This window comes from Mobilicoccus sp., assembly GCF_032060985.1.
Lineage (GTDB): Bacteria > Actinomycetota > Actinomycetes > Actinomycetales > Dermatophilaceae > Mobilicoccus.
The window spans coordinates 86,343-113,114 of the sequence record NZ_DAMBGD010000014.1; the positions used below are offsets into that span (position 1 = coordinate 86,343).

Here is a 26,772-nt window from a genome sequence, read left to right on the forward strand (position 1 = left end):
GCAACATTCTTCTCCGACGATCGACCTCAACTGTTCATCCGTGCCGGGTGCCCGGCCGATAGGCGGACAAGGAAGGGTCCGCCGACGCCGAATCGTCCGCGGCGGGGGCGCGGGCCCCGCGAGGATCCGGAGAGACGGCGATGAGACTTGTGCGGTCCCGAGAACAGGGAACGTCGGCCACGGGGATGTCCAAGGACGACGAGCTGGCCCATTACGTCGAGGCGTTGGAGCTGGTCGCCGACCGGACGTCCCGAGCGTCGTCGACGGACGAGGTCCTTCAGGCGGCGATGGACATCGTCCGTAACGCCTTCCACATGCAGTACGCCTCCGTGTGGTGGATCGCGCCCGGCTCCGACGTGCTCTCCTTCCGCTCGGAGTCCGGTCAGGTGGGCCCCGACTTCCGCCGCGTGACGATGGAGTCCTCGTTCCCGCGGGGCGTCGGTCTCGCCGGGCGCGCCTGGGCGCAGGGCAAGCTCGTCTTCGCCGACGACCTCTCGACGGTGACCGACTGCGTCCGCGCCCCCGTGGCCTCGCGCAGCGGTGTGCTCTCGGCGGTCGCGATGCCTCTGCACCTGGAGGGCGTCGTCGTGGGGACGATGGACTACATGGCCGACCCCGAGCACACGCCCGGCCCGGTGCGCCTCACCGTGCTCTCCGCCGTGGGCAAGCTCGTCTCCCAGGCGCTCGAACGCGTCGTCCAGGCCGAGCGTCGACGCGAGACCGACAAGGACATGGCAGCGATCAACGAGGTCGTCAAGCGCGTCACCGAGGCGCGGAGCGAGGAGGAGGCCGTCCAGACCGCCCTCGACACCGTGCGCGCCGAGTTCGGGTGGGAGTACGGCTCGTACTGGGTCGTCGACGAGGACACCCGGGTGCTCAAGAACGCCCGTGAATCCGGAAGCGCGGGCGAGGAGTTCCGCGAGGTCACCCGCGTGGCGACCTTCGCCGAGGGGGTCGGCCTCGCCGGGCGCACGTGGTCGAGTCGCAACCTCGTCTTCGAGCCCGACATCGGCCTCGTCACCGACTGTGTGCGTGCGCCCGCGGCGCAGCGGGCCGGGGTGAAGTCCGGGGTCTCGATGCCGATCATCATCGACAACCGCGTCATCGGCACGATCGACTTCTTCACCACCCGCGAGATCATCCTCTCGGCCGACCGCGAGAACGCCCTGCGCAACACCGCGCTCGTGCTCTCCAGCGCCGTGGACCGCAACCGGGCCACCTCCCGCACCCGTCAGGCCGGGGAGGAGCTCATGGGGTCGATCACCGAGGTCGAGAAGAACGTCCTCGATGCGACCGCCGTAGCCAACGAGGCCCAGCGCCTCACCGAGAGCGCGAGCGAGATCGTCGCCCGCCTCAACACGAGCAGCGTCGAGATCGGCAACGTCGTCAAGGTCATCACGAGCATCGCGGAGCAGACCAACCTGCTCGCGCTCAACGCGACCATCGAGGCCGCGCGGGCCGGTGACGCCGGCAAGGGCTTCGCCGTCGTCGCCAACGAGGTGAAGGACCTCGCCCGCGAGACGGCGAAGGCGACCGAGGAGGTCGACGAGCGCGTCTCCGCGATCCAGAACGACGCGGGCAGCGTCGTCTCGGCCCTGCACCAGGTCGCCGAGACCGTCGAGCGCATCAACGACGCGCAGAACATCATCTCCGGGGTGCTCACCGAGCAGAACGCGGTGACCCGCGGCGTCCTCGAGGCCACCTGAGGCCCCTCCGCGACACGTCGCGGGCCCGGTACATTCGGCGCGTGCAGATCTCACCCAGCATCCTGTCGGCCGACTTCGCCAACCTCGAGCACGAACTCGACGCGATCCGCAGCGCCGACTGGGCCCACGTCGACGTCATGGACAACCACTTCGTGCCCAACCTCACGCTGGGGCTGCCGGTCGTCGAGGCGCTGCTCAAGGTGAGCCCGGTGCCGATCGACTGCCACCTCATGATCGAGAACCCCGACCGATGGGCGCCGCCGTACGCCGAGGCGGGCGCGAAATCGGTGACGTTCCACGTCGAGGCCGCGAACGACCCGGTCACCCTCGCGCGGGAGATCCGGGCCCAGGGCGCGAGGGCGAGCATGGCCCTCAAACCGGGGACGCCGTGGGAGCCCTACGCCGAGCTGCTGCCCGAGGTCGACATGGTCCTCGTCATGACCGTCGAACCCGGATTCGGCGGGCAGGCGTTCATGGCCGACATGATGCCGAAGGTCGCCGCGGTGCGGGAGTCGGTGCGGCGTCACGGCGGCGAGGTGTGGATCCAGGTCGACGGCGGCGTGTCCGCCTCGACGATCGAGCAGTGCGCCGACGCGGGCGCCGACGTCTTCGTCGCCGGGTCCGCCGTCTACGGCGCCGACGACGCGGCCGCGAACATCGCTCGGCTGCGCGACCTCGTCCGCGGGCACACCCACCCCTGATCCCCGCGGCGGCTCTCGTCACGACCGCGAGGGTGTCGAGTGAACCGTGGTGGCTGTCGTGCCAGGCTTCTCACGACCCCGGCGGTGCCGAGTGAACCGTCGTGGTGGTGGCGGTGGCGGAGTGTGCGCAGCGTGACAGCCGGGCGCGTCGCCGGGCAGCGCGGGCCGGTGGCATACTGAACGACACGTGCTCCGGGGTCGGTGTAATTCCGAGCCGGCGGTGACAGTCCGCGACCCGCGCCACGCACGCTCCCTCGCCGGGAGCGATGTGGCCGGTTGACCTGGTGGAATTCCAGGACCGACGGTGAAAGTCCGGATGGGAGGCGCACGTGGCGGGTTCGCGCCCGCGGCGTTCGGGATGCCCCCGCATCCCGTCGCCGCCCGTGCGCGACCCCTGCCTCGCCTCCCCCTCGTCGACCCCGGACGAGCTGAGCAGGAGGCACCGATGGGCACCGCGACGACGAGCGGATCCGCCGACGAGGCGGTGATGCGTCGCGCTGTGGCCCTCGCCGGCCGGGGTCCGCTCGGCGACCCGAATCCTCGCGTGGGGGCGGTCGTGCTCGACGCCCGCGGCGACGTGGTCGGCGAGGGGTGGCACCGCGGGGCCGGCACGCCGCACGCCGAGGCCCAGGCCCTGCGGGTTGCCGGGGACTCCGCCCGGGGTGGCACCTGCTACGTCACCCTCGAACCCTGCGACCACGAGGGGCGCACCCCCGCCTGCTCGCAGGCCCTCCTCGCGGCGGGCATCGCCCGCGTCGTCGTCGCAGGCCGTGACCCGAACCCCGTCGCCGCCGGCGGCCTGGCGCGGTTGCGCGCGGCCGGCGTCTCGGTCACGGACGGCGTCCTCGCCGACGCCGCCGAAGGGCTCAACCGGGAGTGGCTGCACGCCTTGCGTTCCGGGCGACCGTTCGTCACGTGGAAGGTCGCCTCGACCCTCGACGGACGCATCGCCGCCGCCGACGGCACGAGCCGGTGGATCACGGGCCCGGAGGCCCGCCGCGACGTCCACGCCCTGCGCGCACGCGTCGGCGCCGTCCTCGTCGGCACGGGAACGGCGCTCATCGACGACCCGGCCCTCACCGTCCGTCTCGATCGGGTCGCCGGCGCCGGTGACGACCAGGAGGACGACCGCGACGCGAGCCCCCGGAACGAGCGCCACGCCGACGCCGCGCACGACGGCGGGGTGCACGCGTGGGACGGGCGGCGGCCGCTGCGCGTCGTCATGGGGGAGCGGGTCGGGGACCTGCCCGCGGACGCCCGCGTGCTCGACGACACGGCACCGACCCTGCTCCTGCCCACTCGAGAGCCCTCCGTCGCGCTCACCGCCCTGCACGAGCGGGGCGTGCGCCACGTCCTCCTCGAGGGAGGGGGTCGGCTCGCCGCCGCATTCCTGCGGAAGGGGCTCGTCGACGAGATCGTCGCCTACCTCGCCCCCACCCTCCTCGGCGCCGGTGCCTCCTGCGTCGGTGATCTCGGGATCACGACCATCGCGCAGGCCCAGCGCCTCGACGTCACCGACGTCCGCACCCTCGGGCGGGATGTCCGCCTCACGCTTTCCCCGGAAAGGTCCTGACATGTTCACCGGAATCGTCGAAGAGCTCGGCCGCGTCGCCGCGATCGAACACGGCGCGGAATCCGCCGTCCTGCGCATCGAGGGCCCGCTCGTCGTCTCCGACGCGACCCACGGCGCCTCGATCGCCGTCAACGGGGTGTGCCTCACGGTCGTCGACCACGACGACCGAACGTTCGCCGTCGACGTCATGGCCGAGACGCTGCGCCGCAGCAGCCTGGCGGACCTGCACGAGGGCTCCCCGGTCAACCTCGAACGGGCGATGGCCGCGGACGGGCGCTTCGGTGGCCACATCGTCCAGGGACATGTCGACGGCACGACGACGCTGCGCTCGCGCACCCCCGGCGACCGGTGGGAGGTGCTCGAGTTCGACCTCCCCGCCGAACTGTCCCGCTACGTCGTCGAGAAGGGGTCCATCACGGTCGACGGCGTCTCGCTCACCGTCGCCTCGCTCTCGCCCACGACGTTCACGGTGAGCCTCATCCCGACCACTCTCGCGCAGACGATCCTCGGCGACCTCGCCCCCGGCGCCCTCGTCAACCTCGAGGTCGACGTCGTCGCCAAGTACGTGGAACGACTGACCGGCCCCGGCGCGGATCCGCATGCCGACCCGACCTCGACCTCGAACCTGCGGACGAGCGCGACGGGCGCGAACGACGCGACGGACGGCGAGGGACGGGCATGACGGAACAACTCCTGCGGCTGTTCAACGCGTCGATCGACGTCGCCGGTTACCCGCTGTACTGGCGGGAGATCATCGGCAACCTCTTCGGGTTCGCCTCGGCGATCGGGGGCCTGCGGCGCCGGGTCTGGGCATGGCCGGTCGGGATCATCGGCAACATCATCCTCTTCACGGTCTTCGCCGGCGCGGCGTTCGCGCTGCCCGACGGCCGCCACCCGCTGTTCGGTCAGGCGTTCCGGCAGGTCTTCTTCGTCATCACGAGCCTCTACGGCTGGTGGCAGTGGAATCGCGTGCGCCGGGGGCGAGCGACCGACGCGCCGGCGATCACCCCGCGCTGGGCGACCGCGCGGGAGCGGACCGTGTGCCTCGTCGTCGCGCTGCTCGGCGTCGTCGTCTCGCAGGCGGTGTTCGCGGTGATCGGCGCCGGGTGGCCCGCGCCGCGCTGGTACTACTGGGCCGACGCGTGGATCTTCGTCGGCTCGATCCTCGCGACCTATCAGATGGCTCGCGGCTGGACGGACTTCTGGCTCGCGTGGATCGCCGTCGACCTCGTCGGCATCCCGCTGCTCTGGTTCTCGCACTACTACCCCTCGGCGGTGCTGTACGCCGTCTACGGGGCGCTCGTCGTCTCCGGTTTCGTCGTGTGGCGTCGCGCTGCGGTCGCCGAGGCGCCGGAGTCCGACATCGACAACAAGGGAGTTCTCGTATGACCACCCACATTCGCGGCCTCGGTGGGCGCGACGATCTCGCCCCCACCCCGTCCGCCGACGGATCCCGTTTCGCGACGATCGAGGACGCTTTCGAGGCGATGCGGCAGGGGCGCCCGGTGCTCGTCCTCGACGACGAGGACCGCGAGAACGAGGGCGACGTCGTCGTCGCCGCGCAGACGCTCACCGACGAGTGGATGGCGTGGATGATCCGGCACGGCTCGGGTTACGTCTGCGCCCCGATGACGCAGGAGTGGGCCGACCGGCTCGACCTGCCGCCGATGGTCGCCCGCAACGAGGACTCCCGTCGTACGGCCTACACGGTGACGTGTGACGCGCGCGCCGGCGTGACGACGGGTATCAGCGCCGCCGACCGGGCGCACACCGTGCGGATGCTCGCCGACCCCGGGTCGGAGGCGGGCGACTTCGTGCGTCCCGGTCACGTCGTGCCGCTGCGCGCGAGGGCCGGCGGCGTGCTGGAGCGGCGCGGTCACACCGAGGCCACCGTCGACCTGTGCCGTCTCGCGGGACTCGAACCCGTCGGCGCCATCGCCGAGCTCACCCACGACGACGGCACGATGATGCGCGCCCCCGCCGTGCTCGCGCTCGGCGCGGAGTTCGGGCTCCCGGTCGTGACGATCGAGCAACTCGCCGCGCACCGCGCCCGCCACGACCGGGTGCTGCGCACCGCCGCGACGCGCCTGCCCACCGACGACGGCGTGTTCACGATGCTCGGCTACCGCGACCTGCTCACCGGCGCCGAGCACGTCGCGCTCGTCAGCCCCCGCGGGCTGTACGGCGAGCTCGCGGCCACGGGCACCGATCTCCGGGCGGCGAACGAACACGCCGTCGACCGGCAGGCCACCGACGAGGTCGCGGCGAGCGTGAGGGGCCCGGTCCTCGCGCGCGTACATTCCGAGTGCCTCACCGGCGACGCGTTCGGGTCGCGGCGGTGCGACTGCGGGCCGCAGCTGCGCGCGGCGCGGAGCATCATCGCGGACGAGGGCGGGGTGATCGTCTACCTCCGCGGCCACGAGGGACGCGGGGTGGGGCTGCTCGCCAAACTCGCCGCGTACGAGTTGCAGGACGAGGGTGCGGACACGGTCGAGGCGCAGACCCGTCTCGGCCTGCCCGTCGACGCCCGCGAGTACGGCGCCGCCGCCGCGATCTTCGCCGACCTCGGCGCGGCCTCGGTCGAGTTGCTCACGAACAACCCGGCCAAGACCGAGGGGCTGCTCGCCGCAGGGATGACCGACGTCACCGCCCGGGCCCTGCACGCCGACGTCAACGCCGACAACGTCCGATACCTGCGCACCAAGGCCGAGCGCATGCGGCACACGTTCGCCGACACGGACCTCTGCGTTCCCGACGACCACTGATCCGACCCCTCGCCGGCGCTCCCGCGCCCGGCCGAATCCGATGACGTCGACGATGACGCCATCACATCGGGGGTCATCGGCCCCCTCGACGATGACGTCACGGTGACGTCATCGGCCTCAGGCAGGACCCCAGCTAGTGGACAGGAGTGTCGAATGAGCGGCGCAGGAGCACCGAAGATCACCGTCGACGGCCGAGAGCTCAAGGTCGCGATCGTCGCGGCCTCGTGGCACACGACGATCATGGACGCGCTCGTCGCCGGTGCGCAGGAGTGCCTCGCGGAGGCGGGATGCACCGACGTCGACACCGTGCGCGTGCCCGGCAGCTTCGAACTGCCCGTCGTCGCCGCCGAGCTCGCCAAGACCAATGACGCCGTGGTGGCGCTCGGCGTCGTCATCCGTGGCGGAACTCCCCACTTCGACTACGTGTGCGAGGCCGCGACGATGGGCCTCACGACCGTGAGCCTGCAGACCGAGACCGCGATCGGGTTCGGCGTGCTCACGTGCGACGACGAGGACCAGGCACGCGACCGCGCAGGTCTTCCCGGCAGCAGCGAGTCCAAGGGTCATGAGGCCGCCTCCGCCGCGCTGGCGACGGCGGCGCGACTTCGTGACCTTCGGTCCACGTGGCTCGAACGCGGCGAATGAACGCCCCCGCCCGGTCGCCTCGCCCGGCCGCTTTCGCCATGCGAACGCGCCCGACGGGCGATCGTCGCCGCCCGATAGTCTCGACGTCGTGAAGACCTTCGAGGACATGTACGCCGAGATCCTCCTCAAGTCGAAGGAGCGACCCGAGGGCTCCCGGACCGTCACCGAACTCGACGCCGGGGTGCATTTCATCGGCAAGAAGGTCGTCGAGGAGGCGGCCGAGGTGTGGATGGCCGCCGAGCACGAAGGCGACGACCGCTCGGCCGAGGAGATCAGCCAGTTGCTGTATCACACACTGGTTCTCATGGTCGCCGAGGGCATCACGCTCGAGGACGTGTACCGACATCTGTGAGCCGGGCCCCCGAGGCCTCCGGCTCCTCGCGCGCCCGCACCGGACGCGCCCGTTCGCTCCGTCCCCGACCGACCTCCCCCCACCTGCGGCGGCCCCTCCGGCCGCCCACCTCTCCAGGAGAGATCCATGCTGCGTGTCGCCGTCCCGAACAAGGGATCGCTGTCCGAATCCGCCGCCACGATGTTGCGGGAGGCGGGATACAGCGTCCGCCGCGACTCCAAGGAACTCGTCCTCGTCGACGCCGACAACGACATCGAGTTCTTCTACCTGCGCCCCCGCGACATCGCCGTGTACGTCGGTGCGGGCACCCTCGACGCCGGGATCACCGGTCGTGATCTGCTGCTCGACTCCGGTGTCGACGCCCGTGAGGTCCTCGGGCTCGGTTTCGCGCGCTCCACGTTCCGGTTCGCCGGACGCCCCGGCGTCGCCGAGACCGCGAACGACCTCCAGGGCCAGCGGGTCGCGACGTCCTACCCCGGACTCGTCCGCAGCCACCTCGCCGTGCGGGGCGTCGAGGCCGACGTCGTGCGCCTCGACGGCGCCGTCGAGACCTCGATCACCCTCGGGGTGGCCGACGTGATCGCCGACGTCGTCGAGACCGGCACGACCCTGCGTAACCAGGGGCTCATCACCTTCGGCGAACCCATCCTCAAGAGCGAGGGCGTGCTCATCGCCCGTCCCGACCCGGTCCACCCGGGGCCGCTCCAGGTGTTGCAGCGTCGTCTCCACGGCGTCATCACGGCGCGTACCTACGTCATGGTCGACTACGACATCCGCGTTGAGCTCGTCGAGGCCGCCTCGCGCATCACGCCCGGCATCGAATCGCCGACGATCTCCCCGCTCCGTGACGAGAACTTCGTCGCCGTCCGTGCCATGGTGCCGCGTATGGGAGTGAACAGGGTGATGGACGAGCTCTACGGCCTCGGTGCCCGCGGCATCCTCGTCACGGACATCGCCGCCTGCCGCCTGTAGTCCCCTGCCAGAGGAGGTCGGCGTGAGCACGTCGTCACCGCAGTCCAGTCCCTCGCCGGAGGGCCGCGTGCCCGGGACGGAGCCCGGCGCACAGCCCGGTGCGGGTCAGAGCGCCCGTGCTCGGCGAGATCCGTACGCGGTGATCCGACCCCGTCGTGGTCGGGCGGTCCCGGTGGGCATGGCGATCCTCGTGTTCCTCACGTTCACGGCCTCGGCCGTCATCGTCCCCGGCCAGGCCGAGCAGAAGGACCACTGGGCGATCTCCGACCGCCTGCTCATGGTGCTCATGGGCGCGGCGATCGCGTGGTTCCTCCTGCGGTTCGCCCAGATCCGTGCCGTGCCCTCCAAGGAGGGCCTCGTCGTGCGCAACCTGCTCATCACCCGGCATCTCACGTGGGCGGAGATCGTCCGCCTCCAGTTCGGTGGCGGCTCACCCTGGGCCTACCTCGACACCGGTGACTTCGAGACCGTTCCCCTCATGGCGATCCAGAAGGCCGACGGAGAGTTCGGTCGCTCCGAGGCCTCACGCCTCGCGGCGCTCATCGACTACCACTCCGCCCCCGACCCGCAGGCCGGCTCCCGGCCCCCGGCCGACGCTCGAGGACCGGCTGTGACGACGGGACCGGAGGCCACCCCGCCGCCCGGGCCGGGCGCGACCTCCGAGGACCCCCTCGGTCCTGCCGGCCGCCCGGAGTCCGAGGGCACCCCTCGTCCCACGGATGCCACCCGCCCGGACGCCGACGAGGACTACCGTTGATCCCTCGCCCCTGAGCGTCCGCGCGCCGCTCCTCACGCCTCCGAACGTCGGGACGTGCGGTCGTCCTCCCGGCGCCTCTCCTGCGCCCCGATACTGCGGGAGTCGACGATCCCGGACTCCTCCGCAGGGTCGAGGCGACCCGGGGAGTCGCCACGCCCGCGGACGTCCTCGGTCCGCTCGGCCGCCTCGTCCTGCTCGGTCTCGCGGTCCTCGTCGACCCCGTCGGACCTGCCGCTCCCGGTCTCGTCGGCCTCCTCCACGGCGAGGACATCCCGGGCCGGGGCCGGCTCGCGTGACGCGTCCTCACCGAGGGTGATCGAGGCGCGGCCGACGAGGTCGCGTGCGGCGTGTCCGCCCTGCTCCCCGCGCTCGCCCTCTCCGGCATCGCCCCGCCGGCGGGCCTCCTCTCGGCGGCCCTCCTCCCGGTGGGCGTCCCTCGCGTGGTCGTCGTCGTGGTCACGGTCACGCACCTCGGCGCGGGATTCGGGGGTCGACCCGTCGTGCTCGCCCGGTTCGTCGTCGTCGGGGTCGTCCGCGTGATGGTCGTCGACGAAGCCGGGCAGCAGGTCACCGTCGCCCTCGAGGCTGTAGGACGTCGGGATGCCCTGGAACGCCTCGTCGAAGCTCAGTCCGCTCACCATGAGCAGATCGAGGACGATCGAGCGCACCTGGGCACGGATGACCTCCGAGGAGAGCGTCGGGCGGGAGGTGACGTACGTCGTCATCTCCCCGAGCTCGTAGAGCGCGCTGCGGTGCCCGTCGGGCAGGCGGCGCGCGCGGAGGTCCTCGGCCATCCCGGCCGTGATCTGGGCGAGCTCGTCGACCATGTCGAGGTAGCCCTTGGGCACGACCTCCCCCTGCCGCAGCGCGATCGTCGCCCGGCGGACGAGGACCCGCAGGTTGCGCATCGCCCGATCGAGCGGCACGAGGAGGTCGGCGATCTCCTGGACGGCCGGCAGGTGGTGCCGCCGGAACGGGGAGGAGCGGATGACCGAGAGCCCGTCGTCGGCGAGGGACTCGAGCGTGAGGAGGGACTCCTCACTCGCGCGGGCCCGGTCGAGAGCGCGCTTGGCGCGGTCGAGGTCTCGCTCACGCAGGGAGATGGTCGTCTCGGAGAACAGGTCGGAGGCCTCCTCGACGATCTCGGCCGTGTGCTCGCGCGGGCGCCGCAGCGGGGTCGCGGGAGTGACCGTCGCGGCGATGAGGGCGACGCCACCACCCACGACCGCGTCGATCCACCGGGAGAGCGCCTGGTCGGGGGCGGCGACGAGGATCGTCACCATCGCCGACTGCACGCCCGCCTGCGTCGTCGGCAGGACGCGGCCGTCGACGACGGTCATGATCGCCATCGCCGAGAACACGATCACCGCGAGTTGCCAGTAGCCGCTGCCGATGATCGCGACCGCGATGTCGCCGATGAGGACGCCGACGGCGACGCCGACGACGATCTGCACGGCGCGTTCGAGGCGTTGCCCGAAGGAGAAACCCAGCGCGACCACCGCGGCGACGGGCGCGAAGAAGGGTTGCGTGTGGCCGAGCACGTCGCGGGCGATGAACCAGGCCACGGCGGCCGAGAGTGCGATCTGGGTGATGAAGAAGAGCCGTTCCCGCAGGCGTCGGTACCGCTTGGCCAGCGAGTCCCGCCCGTGACGACCCGCCGCGGCGGTGCGACGCGCGAACGAGGACTGGAGGTGGTCGGGCACGGACACCCCACCACGATAGGTCGACCCGGACCGCCCGGTCGCGCGCGGTGAGGAGGTCGGGGCGTCTCGCTCGGGGCGGTGCGGTCGATCCTCGGGACGCCCGTCGGAGCGTGGCGCGGGGCTTCCTAGACTGGCGCCGTGAGTCTCGCCACCCGTGTCATCCCCTGTCTCGACGTCGACGCCGGACGCGTCGTCAAGGGCGTCAACTTCGAGAACCTGCGCGACGCCGGCGACCCCGTCGAGCTCGCGCGGCGCTACGCCGCGCAGGGCGCCGACGAGATCACCTTCCTCGATGTCACCGCGAGCAGCGGCGACCGGGAGACGACCTACGACGTGGTCTCCCGCACCGCCGAGCAGGTGTTCGTGCCACTCACCGTCGGCGGCGGGGTACGCGCGGTGGACGATGTCGACCGCCTCCTGCGTGCGGGCGCCGACAAGGTCGGCGTCAACACCGCCGCGATCGCCCGGCCCGATCTCATCGACGAGGTCGCTGCGCGTTTCGGCGCCCAGGTGCTCGTGCTCTCCGCGGACGTCCGACGCCAGCGGGAGGACTCCGAACACCCCCGCTGTGAGAGTGGCTTCGAGGTGACGACCCACGGCGGTCGGCGTGGCACCGGTCTCGACGCCCTCGCGTGGTGCGAGGAGGCCGCCAGGCGAGGGGCGGGGGAGATCCTGCTCAACTCCATGGACGCCGACGGCACCAAGGCGGGGTTCGACCTCGAACTCATCGGCGCGGTGCGTGAGCGGATCTCGGTGCCGCTCATCGCGAGCGGCGGAGCGGGCGAGGTGGGGCATTTCCTCCCCGCGGTGCGCGCCGGGGCCGACGCCGTCCTCGCCGCCAGCGTCTTCCACTACGGCGAGATGACCGTCGGCGACGTCAAGCGGGCGCTCGCCGAGGGCGGCGTCGAGGTGCGCTGAGCCCGTCGCGCCGAGCCCTTCTCCGTCCTGCGCGGCCGGCGCCCGTCACGATCGGGGTGCGCGCGCGGCGTGCGGGGCCGCGGAACGGACGACGGCCCCGGTGGGGGGGACCGGGGCCGTTGGGTCCTTCACAGCCGGGGGGAGGCTGACGAACCACTGCCAGAGTACGAGGCGGACGCTCGACCCGGGGTTGCGAAAGCCATTCTCTGAGTACGGAATCGGTAAAGAAAGTCAGTGGGCGCCCGCGCGGGCCGCGTTCGTCAGGGTGATCGCCTTCGCCGTACCCGTGACCGTCCAGTGCGCGGTGGACGCCTCGGCCAGGCGCACCCGCAGGGACCGCCCGTCGAGTTCGGGGAACAGCGCCGCCGCCGTGCGGCGGGGGTGTGAGGCCGTGCCGAGGAGCGCGAGGAGCATCCGGGTGTCGGGCCGGGCGTGAGCGAGTGCCGTCGGGATGTCCTCGGCGAGGACGACCTCGCGCACCCGACCGAGGGGCTCCGTGCGTGCCGCCTCGTCGTGCAGCGGGTGGCGGACGCGCGGCAGCATGCCGAGGACGGTGTCCTCCTCCCGTCCCAGGACGCCGCGGCTCACGAGGTGCGCCCGTTCGGCCGCGAGGAGGGAGCGGCCGGTGTCGAACACCCAGCGCCAGGGGGTCCGTTCGGAGCGGACCGCGGCGACCTTCGTGAGGAGGTCGTCGAGCACCGGATGGCCGGTCGGAGCGGTGTCCTCGGCCCGCACCGTGCGGCCCGGGCAGGTGAGGCGTCCGGCGAGGGCGAGGTCGGCGAGCGCGGCGCCCCCCACGAGCGAGGGGAGGTCCCGGAGGGCGTGGCGGCCGTCGTCGGTCGTGCCGAGCAGGAGCATCTCGTCGACGATGGCCGCGGTCATGGTCCGATCGTCGCAGACCACGTCGTGATCGCGCGGGCGGGTGTCCACGCCCTGAACCCGCCGATGGTGCCGACGCGCTCCACGGCGATCCTGCTCACCGTCCCCCCATGGCGGGCATGGGCGTCGATGAGCAGGGCCTCGGTCTCGAACGTCACCGCGTTCGCGACGATCCGGCCGCAAGGCCGCAAGGCCGCCAGGCACGTCTCGAGCAGCCCGGGGACCGTGAGCCCGCCTCCGACGAACACGGCGTCGGGCGTGGGGAGCCCCGCCAGCGCCTCGGGGGCGCGCCCGAGGCGGACGTCGAGGCCCGGGACGCCGAGAGCCGCCGCGTTCGCGTTGATCCTCGCGGCACGTTCGGCGCGGGGTTCGATCGCGATCGCCCGGCAGTCCGGGTGGCTCCGCATCCACTCGATCCCGATGCTCCCGGAGCCACCACCGATGTCCCACAACAGCTCTCCGGCGCGTGGCGCGAGCAGCGCGAGGGTGACGGCTCGCACCTCCCGCTTGGTGAGCTGCCCGTCGTGGTCGTAGGCCTCGTCCGGCAGCCCCGGCGTGAGGCCGACGTCGGGGCGGTCGTCGGCGGGGCGGGGTGCGGAGGCGGGGTCGGGCGAGGCCATGCCGTCAGCCTAGGCGGGGGCCCGGGAGGGCCGGCGGGGGTGGCGCTGGATGCGTCGCGACGTCGCGTCCACGCGTCCGCCTGAGAGACTGATCCGCATGGCACCCATGCGCATCCTCCTGCTCGGCGGGACCTCCGAGGGCCGGCAGCTCGCGCGCGACCTCTCGACGCTGCCCGGCGTGGAGATCACGAGTTCCCTCGCCGGGCGCGTGAGGTCGCCGGAGCAGGTGCCGGGGGAGGTCCGCATCGGGGGGTTCGGTGGCGTCAACGGACTCATCGCCCATCTGTTCGCCGAGAACGTCGACCTCGTCATCGACGCGACCCATCCGTTCGCCGCCGAGATGACACACAACGCGGCGAAGGCGTGCAGCATCACCGGCACACCGCTCACCCGTGTCGACCGTCCCGCGTGGACACGTCTCCCGGGCGACACCTGGCACGAGGTCGACACGGTGGCCGAGGCGGCCCGCCTCGCCGACCGTGTCGGCTCGCGGCTGTTCGTCACGACCGGACGACAGGAGGCGCAGGAGTTCGCCGGGGTGTCCGCGTGGTGCCTCATGCGCAGCGTGGAGGCACCCGACCCACCGCTGCCCGCGCACCACGAGATCCTCCTCGCCAAGGGGCCGTTCGTCGTCCCGGAGGAGATCGCCCTCATGCGTGACCGCGGCATCGACTGCCTCGTGACGAAGAACAGCGGCGGCGGCGCGACCATCGCGAAGATGTGGGCCGCACGCGAACTCGGCATCCCCGTCGTCCTCGTCCGCCGTCCGCCTCTGCCGCACGGCCTCGCCTGCGTCCCCGACCCCGAGGCCGCCGTCGACTGGGTCGCCCGGCGTCTCGGGCACGCCTCGAGGCGCTGAGGCCGCCGCTTCTCAGACCTCGAACACCTCGAAGGCCACTCCGTGCTCGGTGCCCGACCCTCGTCCGCCCCCGGTGAGGATGCCGGTGAGCAGCTCGCGGGGCGTGGGGTAGTCCGGGCCGAGTGCGGACAGGTACCGGTCGTGCGCCTCGAGGCTCGCGACCGCCGCGTCGAGGTGGCCGGTGACGTCGACGGCATGCGTCGGCTCCGGAGGATTCGCGAACGCGACGAATCCGACGCCGCCCCAGGGTTCCTCCTCGGTGGTGAGTTCGGGGAAGACCCACCGGTTGCCGGCGTCCCGGACGGCGTCGAGCGTGGCGAGCCCGACGGCGCGGTGATCGGCCTGGTTCGTGCCACCTCCGGCGAAGCGCTCGCGGTGGGTGAGGGCGAACACCGCGTCGGGGCGGCGGGCGCGGACGACACGGGCGATGTCGCGCCGCAGCGGCAGCCCGTACTCGACGACGCCGTCCTGGTGGTCGAGGAAATCGACGACGTCGACGCCGACCTCGACCGCCCCGTCCCGCTCCTCCTGGGCGCGCACGACGGCCGCCTCGGTGGGGTCCATCGCGTCGATACCGGCCTCGCCGTGCGTGACGAGGAGGTAGGTGATCGTGCGGCCCTCGCCCGTCCATCGGGCGACGGCGGCGGCGAGGCCGTACTCGATGTCGTCGGGGTGGGCCGCGACGACGAGCGCGGTCGTGAAGTCGGGAACGTCGGGCAACGGGCTCATGTCGTGCCTCCTGCGGTGCGCCGCGCCGGGCGGCGTGAGCGATCTGCGGCCACCGCCAGCCTAGGGGAGCAGCCACGCACGGTGCGCGCATCGCTGCGCATCCGGGGCCTCGACCGCACCGGGCCGTTCGTGACCGGGCAGGATGGTCACCGGCGGATCGGACGGCGCGGAGGTGCGGATCAGGTGGGTGGCGAGAACGTGGTGGGGGAGAGCGCGGAGACGAGTGCACCCGTGCGGGTCGTCGGCTACCTCGGTGATGCGGCTCCCGTCTCCGCGGCGGCGCGCCGGGCGGTGGCCGAGGCCGACCTCGTCGTCGGCGGGCGACGGCATCTCGACGCCTTCGACGTGCCGGAGGACCGGCGGCTCGTCCTCGGACCCCTCGGCCCGGCCATCGAGGCCCTGCAGGCGAGGGGGGACCGGCGCGCCGTCGTCGTCGCGAGCGGGGATCCGGGGTTCTTCGGGATCGTCCGTCGGCTCCGCCACGCGGGCCTCGACCTCCTCGTCGAGCCCGCCCCGTCGGCCCTCGCCCTCGCGTTCGGGCGGCTGGGCCTGCCCCGGGAGGACGCGCAGATCGTCTCCGCCCACGGCCGCGACCTACGGCGGGCGCTCAACGTCGTACGGGCGCACGACACCGTCGGGGTGATGACGACCGTCGGCGCCGGGCTGCGCGAGATCGCCGCCGGGTTGACGGCGGGGGCGGCGTCGTGGCCGAGGCGCCTCGCGCTCCTCGAGCACCTGGGCGAGGCGGGGGAGCGGGTGCGGTGGTTCACCCCCGACGAGGCGCTCGCGCTCGACCCGAGCGACATCGCGGAGCCGAACGTCGTCGTCGCCGTGCGCGAGAACGACGGGGCCGACCACACCGACCAGACCGGAGGGGCCGGCGCCTGGACCGGGCCGGGCATGCCGTGGCGCCTGAGCGACCGGGGCCGCAGGCGGGACGAGGAGAGGTGGCGTGACGACGTCCTCGCGGCGCTCGCCGTCGGGGTCCTTGGTCCCATGCCGGGAGATCTCGTCCTCGTCGGCGACGGTCTCGAGGGTGTCGCCGGCGCCGTCGACGAGCGGGGCGCGGCGGTGCTGCGGACCGATGCCGGCCCGGCGCCGGTCGGCGTCGCCACCTGCGACGGGGTGCTGCCGACATACGTCGAGCCCGATCTCGTCTGCGTCACCTCGCGTCACCTGCCCGTGCTCGCTCGTCTCCTCGGGGCGCCGGGAACCCACCGGTGGCGCGGTGTCGTCGTCGTCACCGACGGCGCCGCGCTCGTGAGCGACGCGTCGGCGCTGACCGGACTTCTCGGCGATGTCCCTCTGCGGCAGGTCGATGTCCCCGCCCTCACCCCCCTGGCCGATCCCGTGGAGACCGCGGCGGGTGGGAGGAACGACGCGGGTGGGCGGGCCGGGCACAGGCTGCTCGTCGCGACACGGGACCGGCCGTGAGGACGCCGGGCCTGGTCGTGGGCGTCGGCTGCCGGGAGCACACCACGGCCGACGAGCTGTTCGCCCACGTCGCCGAGGTACTCGGCGCGGCGCATCTCGACCCGGGGGAGGTCGTCCTCGTCGCCACTCTCGACCGGCGATCGACCCACCCGGCGGTGCTCGGCCTCGCCGCTGCGCTCGGGGCGAGCGTCGAGGGGGTGTCGGCGCGAGGACTGGAGGCCGAACCCGCGCCGACTCCCAGCCCCGTCGTGGCGAGGGCCGCGGGCACGGCGAGCGTCGCGGAGGCCGCCGTGCTCGCCGTCGGTGCGCGCCTGCTCGTGCCCAAACACGTCGGGGCGGCGTCGACCGTGGCCGTCGGTCGTCGCGACTGACCCGCCTGCCGGGCCCCGCCGACGACCTCGTCGCGCGGCGATAGGCTCGACGGGCCGAACCCCTGCAGGAGGAGCCGTCGTGACCGTCCACTTCATCGGTGCCGGGCCGGGTGCCGCCGACCTCATCACGGTGCGGGCGTTGCGGCTCATCGAGTCGAGTCCCGTGTGCCTGTACGCGGGCGCGCTCGTGCCGCCGGAGGTCATCGACCACTGCCCCGTCGGCGCGCGGATCGTCGACACCGCCGACATGGATCTCGACGCCATCACCGCCGAACTCCTCACCGCCCACGAGCGGGGCGAGGACGTCGCGCGGCTCCAGTCCGGTGACCTGTCGGTGTTCTCCGCGGTCTCGGAGCAGATCCGGCGCCTCGAGCAGGCCGGGGTCCCCTACTCCCTCACCCCGGGCGTCCCGGCGTTCGCCGCGGCGGCGGCGGCGCTCGGGCAGGAGCTCACCGTGCCGACGGTCGGTCAGACGGTCATCCTCACGCGCGCCTCCCGCAACGCGACCGCGATGCCCGCCGGGGAGGAACTCGACGCGCTCGCCCGTACCGGCGCCCTGCTCGTGCTCCACCTCGCGACGAACCTCGTCGAGCTCGTCGTCGACACCCTCCTGCCGCACTACGGCCCCGACTGCCCCGCCGCCGTGGTCGCCATGGCGAGCCGGGAGGACGAGGTCGTCGCCCGGTGCCGCCTCGCCGACCTCGCGACGACGGTCCGCGACCGCGGCATCCGCCGTACGGCGCTGCTGTTCGTCGGGCGCGTGCTCGAGGCCGGAGACTTCGAGGACTCCCACCTCTACTCGACCGCCTGCGCCGCGGCCCGTCGCGACGACCCCCTTCCGCCTGCGCTTCTCGGTTCCTGACGTCGAGAGTTCGTGACGAGCGCATCGCCAGCCGGTGAGGGGCGCTGCGGGCACGAGGAGACGACGTCCGACGGGCGGCCCCGACGTGCCGGCCGGTCCGACGGCCGAGGCCGATCCGACAGGCGGGCCGGGCTGAAGGATGGGGCGGCCTGGTCACGTCTCGGGACGTGCCGCACTCGGGGTGGGCGTCAGACCGGTTTCACGGCCGAGCCGGCGGGCCACCTGCGTCGGGGGCTTCGTCGAAGAACTCCTCACGCAAGAGGGCGAACGTGAGGTCGTCCCACCAGGTGCCGTCCCACCCGCGGACTGCCCGCACCGAGTGCCCCTCCTCACGGAAGCCCACCTTCGCGAGGACCCGCGCCGAGGCGCCGTGCTGCGCGAAGCACATCGCCGTGATGCGCCGCACCGGCAGATGCATGAGGACGTGGGTGCACAGTGCGCGGGCGCAGACGGTCGCGACGCCCGCGCCCCAGGCGTCGGGGTGGAGGGTGTAGGCGAGGGTCCACTGCCACCATCCGCTCGGATCGCCCAGGTGCGGCGCCGGGGTGAACCGCCCGCCCATCTCACCCACGGTGCGTCCCCGTCGCTCGATCGCCACGTGGAGGCTGTCACGCTCGGCGACGCGCCCCTCGACCAGGGTGGCCGTCGCGCCGCGGTCGAGGGGACGGCGGCTGGTGAACCGGGCGACCTCGGGCAGGGCGCGCCACGAGTGCACGGCGTCGACGTCGGTCGTGCGTAGGGGGCGCAGACGCAGATCCGTGCCGACGTCGAGCGGGAACGGCAGAGCCACGACCGCGGCATGGAACGGGCCCTCCGAGACGATCGGGGTCGGCTCGGTACCACGGTGCGGGGTCGGCGGGTCGATCGCGGCGTCGCGCCCGGCCGCCGACGGGACGGTCGCCGAAGGGTCGACCGCTGATGGACCGGGTGCCACGGGACCATCCGCCGGTGGGGCGAGCGCCGGTGGCCCGGCCGACGACGATCCGGCCGACGACGACGATCCGACGGACGACGACGATCCGACCGCGGGCGTCGGCGACGCCTCGTCGGTGGGCCGCGGCGGCTCCTGCCCGGAGCCCACCCTCGTCACGACCTCAGCTCTCGTCGAGCGTGCCCTTGCGCAGCGCGATGCTCGTGCCGCGCCCTCGCGTCCCGGTGACGACGATGACCGCCGCGCCGACCATGTTCTCGTAGAACGCCGCCCGCGGCAGGACCTCGGCCTCGACACCGTCGCCGAGGATCGGCGCGTACGTCGCCCAGCACGCCGGCGCCGCCCCCTCGTCGTCGCCCAGCAACAACACCTGCTCCTCGGCCGTGGTGTCGAGCGGCATGAGGGCGAGGACACCGGCGAGGAGGTCGGCGATCTCCACCCCGTCGGCGCGCAGCACCTGCGGGTGGACGCTGTGGGCGGGCAGTCCGGCCTCCCCGAGGACGATCTCGTCCCCCTCGCCCATCTCCATGAGGGCCTTGACGAGGTCGGGGGACAGGACGGCGGGGATGTGACGAAGCATCGGGATCCTTCAGGTCGTGGGGGAGTCGGAGGCTGCGGGGGAGCCCGCGGAGACGGCGTCGCCGGAGGTGTCGGGCGTCGAGGACGCGGCGGTGGACGCCTCCGCCTCGGGGTAGCGGCGCGGGGTCCACACGACGAGTTCGCCCCCGTCGGTGGCGGTGGCGCCGACCGATCCCGGTCCGCCATGACGGTGGTCGACCCGCGTCTGACTGGAGCCGACGACGAGCATCGTGCGCATGTCGACGACGTCGGGGTCGAGGTCGGCGAGGGTCGTCACCGACACGCGCTGACCCTCGGGGTCCCCGACCGCGCGGGCGACGACGACGGGCGTGGTCGGGGCGTGGATCGTGAGGAGGTCGTCGCGGATCTGCGCAACCTGGCTGCGGCGCTCCTTGCTCGCGGGGTTGTACATCGCGATGACGAGGTCGGCTCGCGCCGCCGCCTGCACGCGCTCGCGGACGACGTCGAACGGCTTGAGGCGGTCCGAGAGGGAGATCGTCGCGTAGTCGTGACCGAGCGGCGCCCCGACGACCGAGGCCACCGCGTGCGAGGCCGTCACGCCGGGCACGACCCGCACGGGCACCCTCGCGTAGCGCTCCTCCCCGGCGACCTCGAGCACCGCCGTGGCCATGCCGAACACGCCGGCGTCACCGGAGCTCACGACGACGACCCGACGCCCGCGCAGGGCGAGGTCGAGGGCGAACTCGGCACGTTCGGACTCCACCTTGTTGTCGCTGTCGTGCTTGACCAGGCCCGGGCGGTCGGGCACGCGGCGCACGTACGTCGTATACCCGACGATGTCCGTCGCCCGGTCGAGCGCGTCCTGCGCCTGCGGTGTCCGCCACTCCTCCCCGGCCGGGCCGAGGCCCACGACCTCGACGTAGCCGCCGTCGGCGCCCTCGGCGGGCGTCTCGGTCGCCATGGTCTCGATGCTCATGGTCTCGATGCTCATGGTCTCGATGCTCATGGTCTCGGTGCTCATCGCCGCTGCGCTCGTCGCACCGAGGCGAGACGCCTCGATCCGCGGGGCCTCGGCCGTCCCGCCCGCCGTGGGCGTGGGGGACACGCCGGGTACGGCGTCGGAGTCGCCGCGTGCCGCGTCGGGCATCCACGCCGCGGCACCGACGCGGCTGGGGATGACGGCGAGGGAGAAGTACGGCACCCGCTCGGGGTCGACCTCGTGCAGGGGCATGACGTGTTGCCGGTCGCCCATCGACACCCGCTCGGCGTACCAGGCGTCGTCGAGGCGCCCGGCCTCCTCGATCGCCTGACGCACCGCGCCGAAGGTGCGTCCGAGCTTCATGACGACGGCACAGTCGGTGGACCGCAGCACCTCGACGAGGCGGTCCTGCGGCAGGGTGCCGGGGACGACCGTGAGGAGTTCGGTGTCCTCGACGAGGGGACGCCCGAGCGCGGCGCCGCTCGCCGTGACCGAGCTGATGCCGGGGATGACCGTCGTCGGGTAGCGGTGCGCGAGCCGCTCGTGCATGTGCTGGTAGGAGCTGTACATGAACGGGTCGCCCTCGGCGAGGAGCGCGACGGTCCGTCCGGCGTCGAGGTGGGCCGCGAGGCGCGCCGCGGCCTCGGCGTAGAAGTCGTCCATCGCGCCGCGGTACCCGCCGGGATGGTCGGTCGTGCCCGTCGTCACCGGGTACTGGAGAACCTCCTCGATCTGGTCCTCGCGCAGGTACGCCGCGACGATCGCGCGCGCGTTGGACGGTCCCTTGGTGCCGCGGTGGTAGGCGACGACGTCGGCGTCGCGGATCGCGTCGACGGCGGCGACCGTGAGCAGCCGCGGATCGCCCGGACCGACGCCGACACCGAGGAGTGCTCCGGTCGTGGGGGCGGGGGCGGGGTCGCTCATGGGAGTTCTCGATTCGTCGGTCACGGGTGCCGGTGAGGCGTGGGGCGGGTCGAAGAGGGGCTGGTGAGGGTCGGGCGCGGGGGCGGGAGGGTCATTCGGCGGGGGAGGCGAGGGCGTTGATCGCCCCGCAGGTGATCGCGGAACCACCCCGGCGGCCCCGCACGGTGACGTACTCGAGGCCGAGGTCGTTCTCGACGAGCGCGTCCTTGGACTCGGCCGCCCCGATGAACCCGACCGGGATGCCGAGGACGACCGCCGGGCGCCAGGGCTTGTCGCATAGCAGTTCGAGGAGGTGGAAGAGCGCGGTGGGGGCGTTGCCGAACGCGAGCACGGCGCCGTCGATGCGCTCGCCCCACATCTCCACGGCCGCCGCCGTGCGGGTGTTCGCGATCTCGCGAGCCCGCTCGGCCACGCCGGGCTCGCGCAGGAGGCAGACGACGTCGTTGTCGGCGGGCAGACGGGCCCGGGTGACGCCGCTCGCGACCATGTTGACGTCGCAGAGGATCGGAGCCCCGGCCCGCAACGCACCCTGAGCGGCGTCGGTGGCGCCAGGTGAGAACACGATGTCCTCGGCGAGGTCGACCTCACCGGCGGCGTGGATCATGCGGACCGCCACGCGTTCCTCGTCGGGCGTGAACCGGGCGAGATCGGCCTCGGCCCGGATCGTCGCGAAGGAACGGCGGTAGATCTCGGCGCCGTCGGTGATGTAGTCGTACACGTCTCGTCTCGTCCTGTCGGTCTCGGTGTCGGTGCCGGTTCGGTGTCGGTGTCGGTGTCGGTGTCGGTGTGAGTGGCGGTGGCGGCGGTCCGGGTGGGGCGCGGTGTTCTCGCCGGATCGTGGCCGCCGGCCGTCCTCGACCCGGGCGGTGGGTCCGGTGCGGGCCGGCCGCGGGTACGGGGTCAGCGGGCGGCGAGTAACTCGGCGACGGTGCCGCGTTCGGGGGACGGCGGCGCGCCCGCGGCGGGCGAGCCGTCGGTGCGGCCGACGGCGTACCCGTCCCCGGTCGCGACGGCCTCGAGGTGCTCTCGTCTCGGGTGGCCACAGCGGCGTTCGCACCCGCTGACGTGCAGCGGAAGACGGTCGTCGCGCCCGGGAGCCGCCGGCCCGTCGACGGGATCCCCGGCCCGGAGGCTGTCGAGCCCGGAGTCGCCGACAGGGCCGGCCGCGGTGTTCGCGTCGCCCGGGTGAGCGCCGGTGCCCTCGCCCATGGACGTGCCGGTGGCGGACGCGGCGAGGGCGGTGCGGAGATCGTCGCGCACGTCGGCCCGGGAGGACGCACATCCGGGCAGACCGGTGCAGGCGGTCGCCCCGACCGTCGGGTCGCCGGGGTCGGCGACGAGCCCCAGCTCCTCCGCACGGGCGAGGAGCGCGTCCCGCTCGGTGCACTCGAGGCCGGCGAGGAGGACGCTGCGCCAGGGCGTGGTACGGAGCAGGCCGTCGCCGTGGCGGGCCACCCCGGCGAGGGCCCGCCACGTGGCGGCGGGGGCCTCGCCGAGGGGGAGGACGAGGTGGACCGTGGTGGCGCCCACGCGGCCGGGGGGGACCGGCGCACCGTCATGGTGAGGGGCGGGGGCGAACCCGGCGTCGGGAACGCGGGCCAGCTCGGCATCGACGAGCGCCTCGACGATGGCCCGCACGACCGGCTCGTCGTCGTCGAGTTCGGCGAGGCGCCAGCCGGTCTCACCCGTGGCGTCGAGGGCGTCGAGGAACGCGCACGCCGCGGTGACGAGGGCCTGCGGCACGTCGCTCGCGTCGGCGACGAGGACGGCCCGGCCTCCGATCACGATCTCGACGCCCGTGTGGCCGATCCAGCGGGCCGCGAGGTCAGGGTCGAGGGCGAGGACGTCACCCCGGCCGTCGTCGAGTCCGAAGAGGAACCGACCGGACAGGTCAGCGGTGCGCGGCGTGTGAATGAGGAGACCGTCGAGCGCGCGCACGACGGCGGTGAGATCAGCGGACGCCCCGTGCTCCGACGGCTTTGCCGCCCCCGTCGACTCCCCGGTCGCTCTCGACCCCCTGGTCTTCGACGAGGCCGACGACCCTGCGGGCGCCACGGGGTCGTCGAGCCCGGCGGTCGGGCTCACGACGATGTTGCGTACCCGCTCGTGGGTGGGCGACGGCAGGACTCCCGCCCCCTGCAGCAGGGCACCGAGTTCGGCGCCGGCGGCCTCCGACAGGCCCCTGATCTCGACGTTGCCCCGGGCCGTGAGGCTCATCGTCCCCGCGCCGAGGCGCTCGGCGGCGTCGGCGAGGACGTCGACCTGGGCCGCGGTGAGCAGCCCGCCCGGCACTCTCATGCGGGCGAGACCTCCGTCCGCCGCCGGGTGGAGACGCAGTGCCCCGGGGCATCGGTCGCCGCCGGTGCGGGTGGGCTGGTCGGTGCTCGTCACGCGCCCGAGCATAGTGAGGGACGCCGACACCCCTTCGTCGTCGGACCCACCTCGGGACCTTCGTGCGCGATCCGCGCCGCCGCCGCAGAGCGCGCGGGGACCTCAGGTCGAGGGGACGACCGGGGCGGCGGTCGCCCCGCCCCCGTCGAGCTCGGGGGTCGTGCCGGCGCTCGCGTCCAGCCGCTCCCGCCGACGCACCTGCAGCCAGACCCGGTGTGCGAGAACGACGGAGAACGCCCACGCCGATCCGACGAGCAGACCTGCGATGACGTCGGTCGACCAGTGGGCGCCGAGGTAGATCCGGCTCATCCCCACGCCCATCGGGCCCACCGTGCAGACACCGACGACCGCCCACCGTGCGAGGAGATGCCGTGCGGTGATGAGGACGAGGTAGCCGACGATGACGGCGAGCACCGTCGTGTTGAGGGTGTGCCCGCTGGGGAAGGACGGCGACGTCTCGTACGGCGGGAGCATGAACTGCCGCGGGGGGCGAGCGCGGTCGGTGAGGCGCTTGCCGAGGACCGTGAGGCACAGCGAGCCCAGCAGGCCGGTGACGAGGAGCACGGTCGGCGTCCAGTCGCGGCGCCGCCAGGTGAACAGACCGAGGGCCACGAGGCCCAGGACAGGGGTGCCGATGCGTCCCGCCAGCGCGGTCAGGGTGACCGCGAGATCGGTGAGCCCCGGGCTCCGCACGTCGATCGCCGCGCGGAGCACCGGCTGGTCGAGCGTTTCGATCCCGTCCCCCGCCGCGACGGCCTCGTACACCTCCACCGTCGAGTGCACCGCGAACGCCACCACCGCCAACAGGGCACCGACGACGACGAGGAACATCACCCGCGCGGAGATCCTGGCCCGACGTGCCGCGTCGGCGGCCTGGGGAACGGTCATGTCGCCATTGTCGGTCCGAGACCTGAGCGTCGGGTGAGCTGTCGCCTCCCGCCCGAGCCTCGCTCCCCGAGGGTGCCGGGTCGGTCCCGGTGTCGCGCGCCCGGCCGTCCGCGAAGCGCCGTTCCGGGATCGCAGGTGAGGATGCGCCGCGGCGGTGGTCATGACGACCACGCGGCCACATCCCCGCCTGCATCCTTCGGACGCCACGCGCCCTCCTCCCGTCGTGGCGGCCCAGGTGCAGCGCGGCCGTGCCGCCGTCGGGACCGTGACCGCGAGCCCGGCGCGTGGTCAGCGCTCGAGGTCACCCCACCACGCGTCGAGACGCTCGGTGAGCGCCGGGCCCGCCTGCATGGGGAGTGAGTGCGTCGTGTTCGGCCACGTCTCGACGACGACTCGGGGCATCGCGCCTGCACGATCGGCCGCCCGTCGGCCGCCGGCGAGGGAGTCCCGCTCGGCGAGCGCGACGTACACGGGCATGCCGAGCTCACGCAGCGCCGTGTCGTCGAGCGGGGTGGGGGTGGGGGCGTGGCCGTCGTACTGCTCGGCGGCGACCGCGATCATGCGCCCGAGCGGGTCGTCGGCGCGGACGTCCGCGACGTCGACCCCACCGATGCGGGCGAGGGCGTGGTCCCGCCAGGAGGCCGGGACACCCGGAAGGATCGCCAGGGTGGCCCAGGCGAAGACGGCGGGCGGCGGATACGCGAACGTGAAGGCGGGTTCGAGAAGGACGAGGCTCGCGACCCGCTCGGGGTGGAGGCGCGCGTAGGTCGCCGCGAGGGCCCCGCCGAAGGAATGGCCCACGACGTGAACCTCGCGGACAGAGAGGGCGGTGAGCACCTCCTCGATCCAGGCCGCCTGGTGCTCCGGCGCCGTGAGTGGCACGGCCTGTGTCGACAGGCCGGCGTCCCCGACGGCGTCGACGGCGTACACGTCGCGATGCCGTCGCAGCTCACTGACCTGTTCACCCCACATCGGCGTTCCCGACCTGACGCCGGGAAGAAGGAGGACGGGCACCGCCGCCGCGCGGTGGATGGTGAGCGCCGCAGGGTCCGTGGCGGGGGCCCCGGTGGCCCCGGGGGCGGGTGTGGGGGCTGCGGCGCCTGCGGGGGCGTCGGCCGTGCTCGCCCACCGGTACGCGCGCACCGTGCCGTAGGAGGTGGGAACGTCGCGGACGACGTCGGGGCGTGGCAACGCCCGCATCGCCTCGGTGTAGGCGGCGAGGTAGGCCGCCCGGCCCTCGGTCGAGCGCCACGACCCCACTCGCGGCGCCCCGGAGAGCACGACGGAGATCCCCACACCCACGACCACGGCCAGCGTGGTCAGGGCGGCCACGCGTCGGCGGTGAGACGTCGGCGTCGGTCGGGTCGACTCCATGACTCCTCCGATACGATCGTATTGTCGGCGTGAATACGAGTGTATTGCTACAGTGGGTCGGTGGCAACGGAAGGCGACAGCCGAACGCAGATCGTCCAGGCCGTGTGGGCGGTGATCGCCGCGGAAGGGATCGAAGGGGTCTCCATGCGAAGCGTTGCGCGAGCGGCGGGGGTATCGGTCGGGAGGATCCAGCACCACTTCGGCAGCCGTGCCGACCTCGTCCGTGCCAGCGCTCGGGCGATGATCGACGGCGCCGCCGAGCATCAGGGCGTGGCGGATCCGGCGGTGGTCTCGGGGGTGTCTTCGGCCGCCTCACCGGCCGGCGCCCCGGCCGCGTCGACGACGGGCTCGTCGGACGGGGTCACGAGGCGAGTCAGGGGTGCGGGGGAGTCGGCGCGCGTGGCCGTCGCGCATGTCGTCCCCACCACGCCGCAGCAGCGGGTCGGGACGACGATCTGGCTCTCCTACCTCGCCGCCTCCGTCGCCGATGCGCAACTCGCCGACATCCTCGCCGACGCCAAACGGGGCCAGGAGGACGTCACCACGCAGTTGTTGCAGGCCGAGACGGGGCGGTCCGACGAGGTGTGTCGTGCGCGGGCGCGACGTCTCATCGCCCTCGCCGACGGCCTCGCGAGTCGGGTGCTCATCGGCGATCTCTCCGCGGCCTCGGCCCTCGCCCTCATCGACGAGGCGTGGGACGACTGGGGTGCGGGCGTCGAGACATCGCCGTGACGCCGGTGTGGTGAGGCCGCGGCATCGCAGGCGGGGATGCGGGGACGGGGTCGCCATGACCACCACGCGGCCGCATCCCTCCCTGCATCGTGGGCGCGTCGTCGACCTCCCGGCTCAGCCCTGATCCACCGTCCGGGGGTGGGTATTCCGGCGCGTCTTGGTAAGAG

At 73.3% G+C, this 26,772-nt stretch carries 27 protein-coding genes, 1 pseudogene and 1 riboswitch; of the genes and pseudogenes, 17 read left to right on the plus strand and 11 right to left on the minus strand.

Annotated features, from left to right (window positions below; genetic code table 11):
- Positions 1–185: 185 nt before the first annotated feature.
- The 10 genes from RT054_RS11645 (at position 186) to RT054_RS11690 (ending at position 9,471) form a co-directional block, all read left to right on the plus strand.
- Complete coding sequence (locus RT054_RS11645) at positions 186–1,706, plus strand: methyl-accepting chemotaxis protein (RefSeq protein ID WP_313023708.1); 1,521 nt, start codon at positions 186–188, stop codon at positions 1,704–1,706.
- Positions 1,707–1,747: 41 nt separating this feature from the next.
- Complete coding sequence (rpe, locus tag RT054_RS11650) at positions 1,748–2,407, plus strand: ribulose-phosphate 3-epimerase (RefSeq protein WP_312721867.1); 660 nt, start codon at positions 1,748–1,750, stop codon at positions 2,405–2,407.
- Positions 2,408–2,591: 184 nt separating this feature from the next.
- Positions 2,592–2,739: riboswitch (FMN riboswitch) on the plus strand.
- Positions 2,740–2,852: 113 nt separating this feature from the next.
- The gene (gene ribD / locus RT054_RS11655; protein ID WP_313023709.1) at positions 2,853–3,980 is read left to right on the plus strand and encodes a bifunctional diaminohydroxyphosphoribosylaminopyrimidine deaminase/5-amino-6-(5-phosphoribosylamino)uracil reductase RibD; all 1,128 of its coding nucleotides are present in this window, start codon (positions 2,853–2,855) and stop codon (positions 3,978–3,980) included.
- A gap of 1 nt (position 3,981) precedes the next feature.
- Positions 3,982–4,662, plus strand: coding sequence for a riboflavin synthase (locus RT054_RS11660; RefSeq protein WP_313023711.1), 681 nt, complete (start codon positions 3,982–3,984; stop codon positions 4,660–4,662).
- Positions 4,659–5,369: a nicotinamide riboside transporter PnuC gene (pnuC, locus tag RT054_RS11665; RefSeq protein ID WP_312721860.1), complete on the plus strand. Its 711-nt coding sequence runs from the start codon at positions 4,659–4,661 to the stop codon at positions 5,367–5,369. The genes RT054_RS11660 and pnuC overlap by 4 nt, the downstream gene beginning before the upstream one ends.
- A gap of 98 nt (positions 5,370–5,467) precedes the next feature.
- A complete protein-coding gene (gene ribB, locus RT054_RS11670; protein ID WP_396837282.1) occupies positions 5,468–6,745 on the plus strand; it encodes a 3,4-dihydroxy-2-butanone-4-phosphate synthase in 1,278 nt (425 codons plus the stop codon).
- 153 nt (positions 6,746–6,898) lie between these two features.
- Complete coding sequence (ribH, locus tag RT054_RS11675; RefSeq protein ID WP_312721855.1) at positions 6,899–7,390, plus strand: 6,7-dimethyl-8-ribityllumazine synthase; 492 nt, start codon at positions 6,899–6,901, stop codon at positions 7,388–7,390.
- A gap of 88 nt (positions 7,391–7,478) precedes the next feature.
- Entirely contained in the window at positions 7,479–7,742 is a 264-nt protein-coding gene (locus tag RT054_RS11680) for a phosphoribosyl-ATP diphosphatase (protein WP_312721853.1), read from the plus strand.
- Between the two features lie 126 nt (positions 7,743–7,868).
- Positions 7,869–8,714: an ATP phosphoribosyltransferase gene (gene hisG / locus RT054_RS11685; RefSeq protein ID WP_312721851.1), complete on the plus strand. Its 846-nt coding sequence runs from the start codon at positions 7,869–7,871 to the stop codon at positions 8,712–8,714.
- A gap of 178 nt (positions 8,715–8,892) precedes the next feature.
- Complete coding sequence (locus tag RT054_RS11690; protein ID WP_313023714.1) at positions 8,893–9,471, plus strand: PH domain-containing protein; 579 nt, start codon at positions 8,893–8,895, stop codon at positions 9,469–9,471.
- 32 nt (positions 9,472–9,503) lie between these two features.
- Here the strand turns inward: RT054_RS11690 and RT054_RS11695 are convergent, their stop codons facing one another.
- A complete protein-coding gene (locus tag RT054_RS11695; RefSeq protein WP_313023716.1) occupies positions 9,504–11,180 on the minus strand; it encodes an FUSC family protein in 1,677 nt (558 codons plus the stop codon).
- 132 nt (positions 11,181–11,312) lie between these two features.
- Here RT054_RS11695 and hisF point away from each other — a divergent pair, with 132 nt between their 5' ends.
- On the plus strand, positions 11,313–12,092 hold the full coding sequence (gene hisF / locus RT054_RS11700; RefSeq protein ID WP_312721841.1) for an imidazole glycerol phosphate synthase subunit HisF: 780 nt from the start codon (positions 11,313–11,315) through the stop codon (positions 12,090–12,092).
- A gap of 231 nt (positions 12,093–12,323) precedes the next feature.
- On the opposite strand, the gene RT054_RS11705 is transcribed toward hisF, so the two are convergent.
- Both RT054_RS11705 and cbiT read right to left on the minus strand, forming a co-directional pair.
- A complete protein-coding gene (locus RT054_RS11705) occupies positions 12,324–12,974 on the minus strand; it encodes a GPP34 family phosphoprotein (protein WP_312721839.1) in 651 nt (216 codons plus the stop codon).
- Positions 12,971–13,591, minus strand: a complete 621-nt coding sequence (cbiT, locus tag RT054_RS11710; protein WP_313023718.1) for a precorrin-6Y C5,15-methyltransferase (decarboxylating) subunit CbiT — start codon at positions 13,589–13,591, stop codon at positions 12,971–12,973. The genes RT054_RS11705 and cbiT overlap by 4 nt, the downstream gene beginning before the upstream one ends.
- A gap of 97 nt (positions 13,592–13,688) precedes the next feature.
- Here cbiT and RT054_RS11715 point away from each other — a divergent pair, with 97 nt between their 5' ends.
- Entirely contained in the window at positions 13,689–14,450 is a 762-nt protein-coding gene (locus RT054_RS11715) for a cobalt-precorrin-6A reductase (RefSeq protein ID WP_313023720.1), read from the plus strand.
- A 12-nt stretch (positions 14,451–14,462) separates the two neighbouring features.
- Here RT054_RS11715 and RT054_RS11720 read toward each other — a convergent pair whose 3' ends face one another.
- Positions 14,463–15,179 carry a PIG-L deacetylase family protein gene (locus RT054_RS11720; protein ID WP_313023721.1) on the minus strand — a complete coding sequence of 239 codons (717 nt, stop codon included), beginning with the start codon at positions 15,177–15,179 and terminating at the stop codon, positions 14,463–14,465.
- Between the two features lie 183 nt (positions 15,180–15,362).
- Here RT054_RS11720 and cbiE point away from each other — a divergent pair, with 183 nt between their 5' ends.
- The 3 genes from cbiE to cobM all read left to right on the plus strand — a co-directional run bounded on the left by cbiE (position 15,363) and on the right by cobM (position 17,846).
- The gene (gene cbiE, locus RT054_RS11725; protein WP_313023723.1) at positions 15,363–16,613 is read left to right on the plus strand and encodes a precorrin-6y C5,15-methyltransferase (decarboxylating) subunit CbiE; all 1,251 of its coding nucleotides are present in this window, start codon (positions 15,363–15,365) and stop codon (positions 16,611–16,613) included.
- Positions 16,610–16,984, plus strand: coding sequence for a cobalamin biosynthesis protein (locus tag RT054_RS11730; RefSeq protein ID WP_312722236.1), 375 nt, complete (start codon positions 16,610–16,612; stop codon positions 16,982–16,984). Before cbiE ends, RT054_RS11730 begins: the two co-directional genes overlap by 4 nt.
- A 79-nt stretch (positions 16,985–17,063) precedes the next feature.
- On the plus strand, positions 17,064–17,846 hold the full coding sequence (cobM, locus tag RT054_RS11735) for a precorrin-4 C(11)-methyltransferase (protein ID WP_312722234.1): 783 nt from the start codon (positions 17,064–17,066) through the stop codon (positions 17,844–17,846).
- Between the two features lie 199 nt (positions 17,847–18,045).
- Here cobM and RT054_RS11740 read toward each other — a convergent pair whose 3' ends face one another.
- The 7 genes from RT054_RS11740 to RT054_RS11770 form a co-directional block, all read right to left on the minus strand.
- The gene (locus RT054_RS11740) at positions 18,046–18,636 is read right to left on the minus strand and encodes a GNAT family protein (RefSeq protein WP_313023724.1); all 591 of its coding nucleotides are present in this window, start codon (positions 18,634–18,636) and stop codon (positions 18,046–18,048) included.
- A gap of 304 nt (positions 18,637–18,940) precedes the next feature.
- Positions 18,941–19,357, minus strand: a complete 417-nt coding sequence (locus tag RT054_RS11745; protein ID WP_312722231.1) for an RbsD/FucU domain-containing protein — start codon at positions 19,355–19,357, stop codon at positions 18,941–18,943.
- Positions 19,358–19,366: 9 nt separating this feature from the next.
- Complete coding sequence (gene cobJ / locus RT054_RS11750) at positions 19,367–21,220, minus strand: precorrin-3B C(17)-methyltransferase (RefSeq protein WP_313023727.1); 1,854 nt, start codon at positions 21,218–21,220, stop codon at positions 19,367–19,369.
- A 91-nt stretch (positions 21,221–21,311) separates the two neighbouring features.
- Positions 21,312–21,938: a precorrin-8X methylmutase gene (locus tag RT054_RS11755; protein ID WP_313023729.1), complete on the minus strand. Its 627-nt coding sequence runs from the start codon at positions 21,936–21,938 to the stop codon at positions 21,312–21,314.
- 182 nt (positions 21,939–22,120) lie between these two features.
- Positions 22,121–23,611, minus strand: coding sequence for a hypothetical protein (locus RT054_RS11760; RefSeq protein ID WP_313023730.1), 1,491 nt, complete (start codon positions 23,609–23,611; stop codon positions 22,121–22,123).
- 102 nt (positions 23,612–23,713) lie between these two features.
- The gene (locus RT054_RS11765) at positions 23,714–24,499 is read right to left on the minus strand and encodes a phosphatase PAP2 family protein (RefSeq protein WP_313023731.1); all 786 of its coding nucleotides are present in this window, start codon (positions 24,497–24,499) and stop codon (positions 23,714–23,716) included.
- A gap of 288 nt (positions 24,500–24,787) precedes the next feature.
- Entirely contained in the window at positions 24,788–25,831 is a 1,044-nt protein-coding gene (locus RT054_RS11770) for an alpha/beta fold hydrolase (protein WP_313023733.1), read from the minus strand.
- Between the two features lie 144 nt (positions 25,832–25,975).
- On the opposite strand from RT054_RS11770, the pseudogene RT054_RS16530 reads away from it, so the two are divergent.
- A pseudogene (locus tag RT054_RS16530) lies at positions 25,976–26,089 on the plus strand (TetR family transcriptional regulator); the annotation flags it as partial.
- 183 nt (positions 26,090–26,272) lie between these two features.
- Positions 26,273–26,605 carry a TetR family transcriptional regulator C-terminal domain-containing protein gene (locus RT054_RS11775; protein ID WP_312722221.1) on the plus strand — a complete coding sequence of 111 codons (333 nt, stop codon included), beginning with the start codon at positions 26,273–26,275 and terminating at the stop codon, positions 26,603–26,605.
- Positions 26,606–26,772 lie beyond the last annotated feature (167 nt).

What these genes read in the sequence shown, in the direction of transcription:
- RT054_RS11645 (WP_313023708.1), top strand. Translation starts at nt 186, where the DNA reads ATGTCCAAGGACGACGAGCTGGCCCATTACGTCGAGGCGTTGGAGCTG.
- ribD (WP_313023709.1), top strand. Translation starts at nt 2,853, where the DNA reads ATGGGCACCGCGACGACGAGCGGATCCGCCGACGAGGCGGTGATGCGT.
- RT054_RS11660 (WP_313023711.1), top strand. Translation starts at nt 3,982, where the DNA reads ATGTTCACCGGAATCGTCGAAGAGCTCGGCCGCGTCGCCGCGATCGAA.
- pnuC (WP_312721860.1), top strand. Translation starts at nt 4,659, where the DNA reads ATGACGGAACAACTCCTGCGGCTGTTCAACGCGTCGATCGACGTCGCC.
- ribB (WP_396837282.1), top strand. Translation starts at nt 5,468, where the DNA reads ATGCGGCAGGGGCGCCCGGTGCTCGTCCTCGACGACGAGGACCGCGAG.
- ribH (WP_312721855.1), top strand. Translation starts at nt 6,899, where the DNA reads ATGAGCGGCGCAGGAGCACCGAAGATCACCGTCGACGGCCGAGAGCTC.
- hisG (WP_312721851.1), top strand. Translation starts at nt 7,869, where the DNA reads ATGCTGCGTGTCGCCGTCCCGAACAAGGGATCGCTGTCCGAATCCGCC.
- RT054_RS11690 (WP_313023714.1), top strand. Translation starts at nt 8,893, where the DNA reads ATGGCGATCCTCGTGTTCCTCACGTTCACGGCCTCGGCCGTCATCGTC.
- RT054_RS11705 (WP_312721839.1), bottom strand. Translation starts at nt 12,974, where the DNA reads ATGACCGCGGCCATCGTCGACGAGATGCTCCTGCTCGGCACGACCGAC.
- cbiT (WP_313023718.1), bottom strand. Translation starts at nt 13,591, where the DNA reads ATGGCCTCGCCCGACCCCGCCTCCGCACCCCGCCCCGCCGACGACCGC.
- RT054_RS11715 (WP_313023720.1), top strand. Translation starts at nt 13,689, where the DNA reads ATGGCACCCATGCGCATCCTCCTGCTCGGCGGGACCTCCGAGGGCCGG.
- RT054_RS11720 (WP_313023721.1), bottom strand. Translation starts at nt 15,179, where the DNA reads ATGAGCCCGTTGCCCGACGTTCCCGACTTCACGACCGCGCTCGTCGTC.
- RT054_RS11745 (WP_312722231.1), bottom strand. Translation starts at nt 19,357, where the DNA reads ATGCTTCGTCACATCCCCGCCGTCCTGTCCCCCGACCTCGTCAAGGCC.
- cobJ (WP_313023727.1), bottom strand. Translation starts at nt 21,220, where the DNA reads ATGAGCGACCCCGCCCCCGCCCCCACGACCGGAGCACTCCTCGGTGTC.
- RT054_RS11765 (WP_313023731.1), bottom strand. Translation starts at nt 24,499, where the DNA reads ATGACCGTTCCCCAGGCCGCCGACGCGGCACGTCGGGCCAGGATCTCC.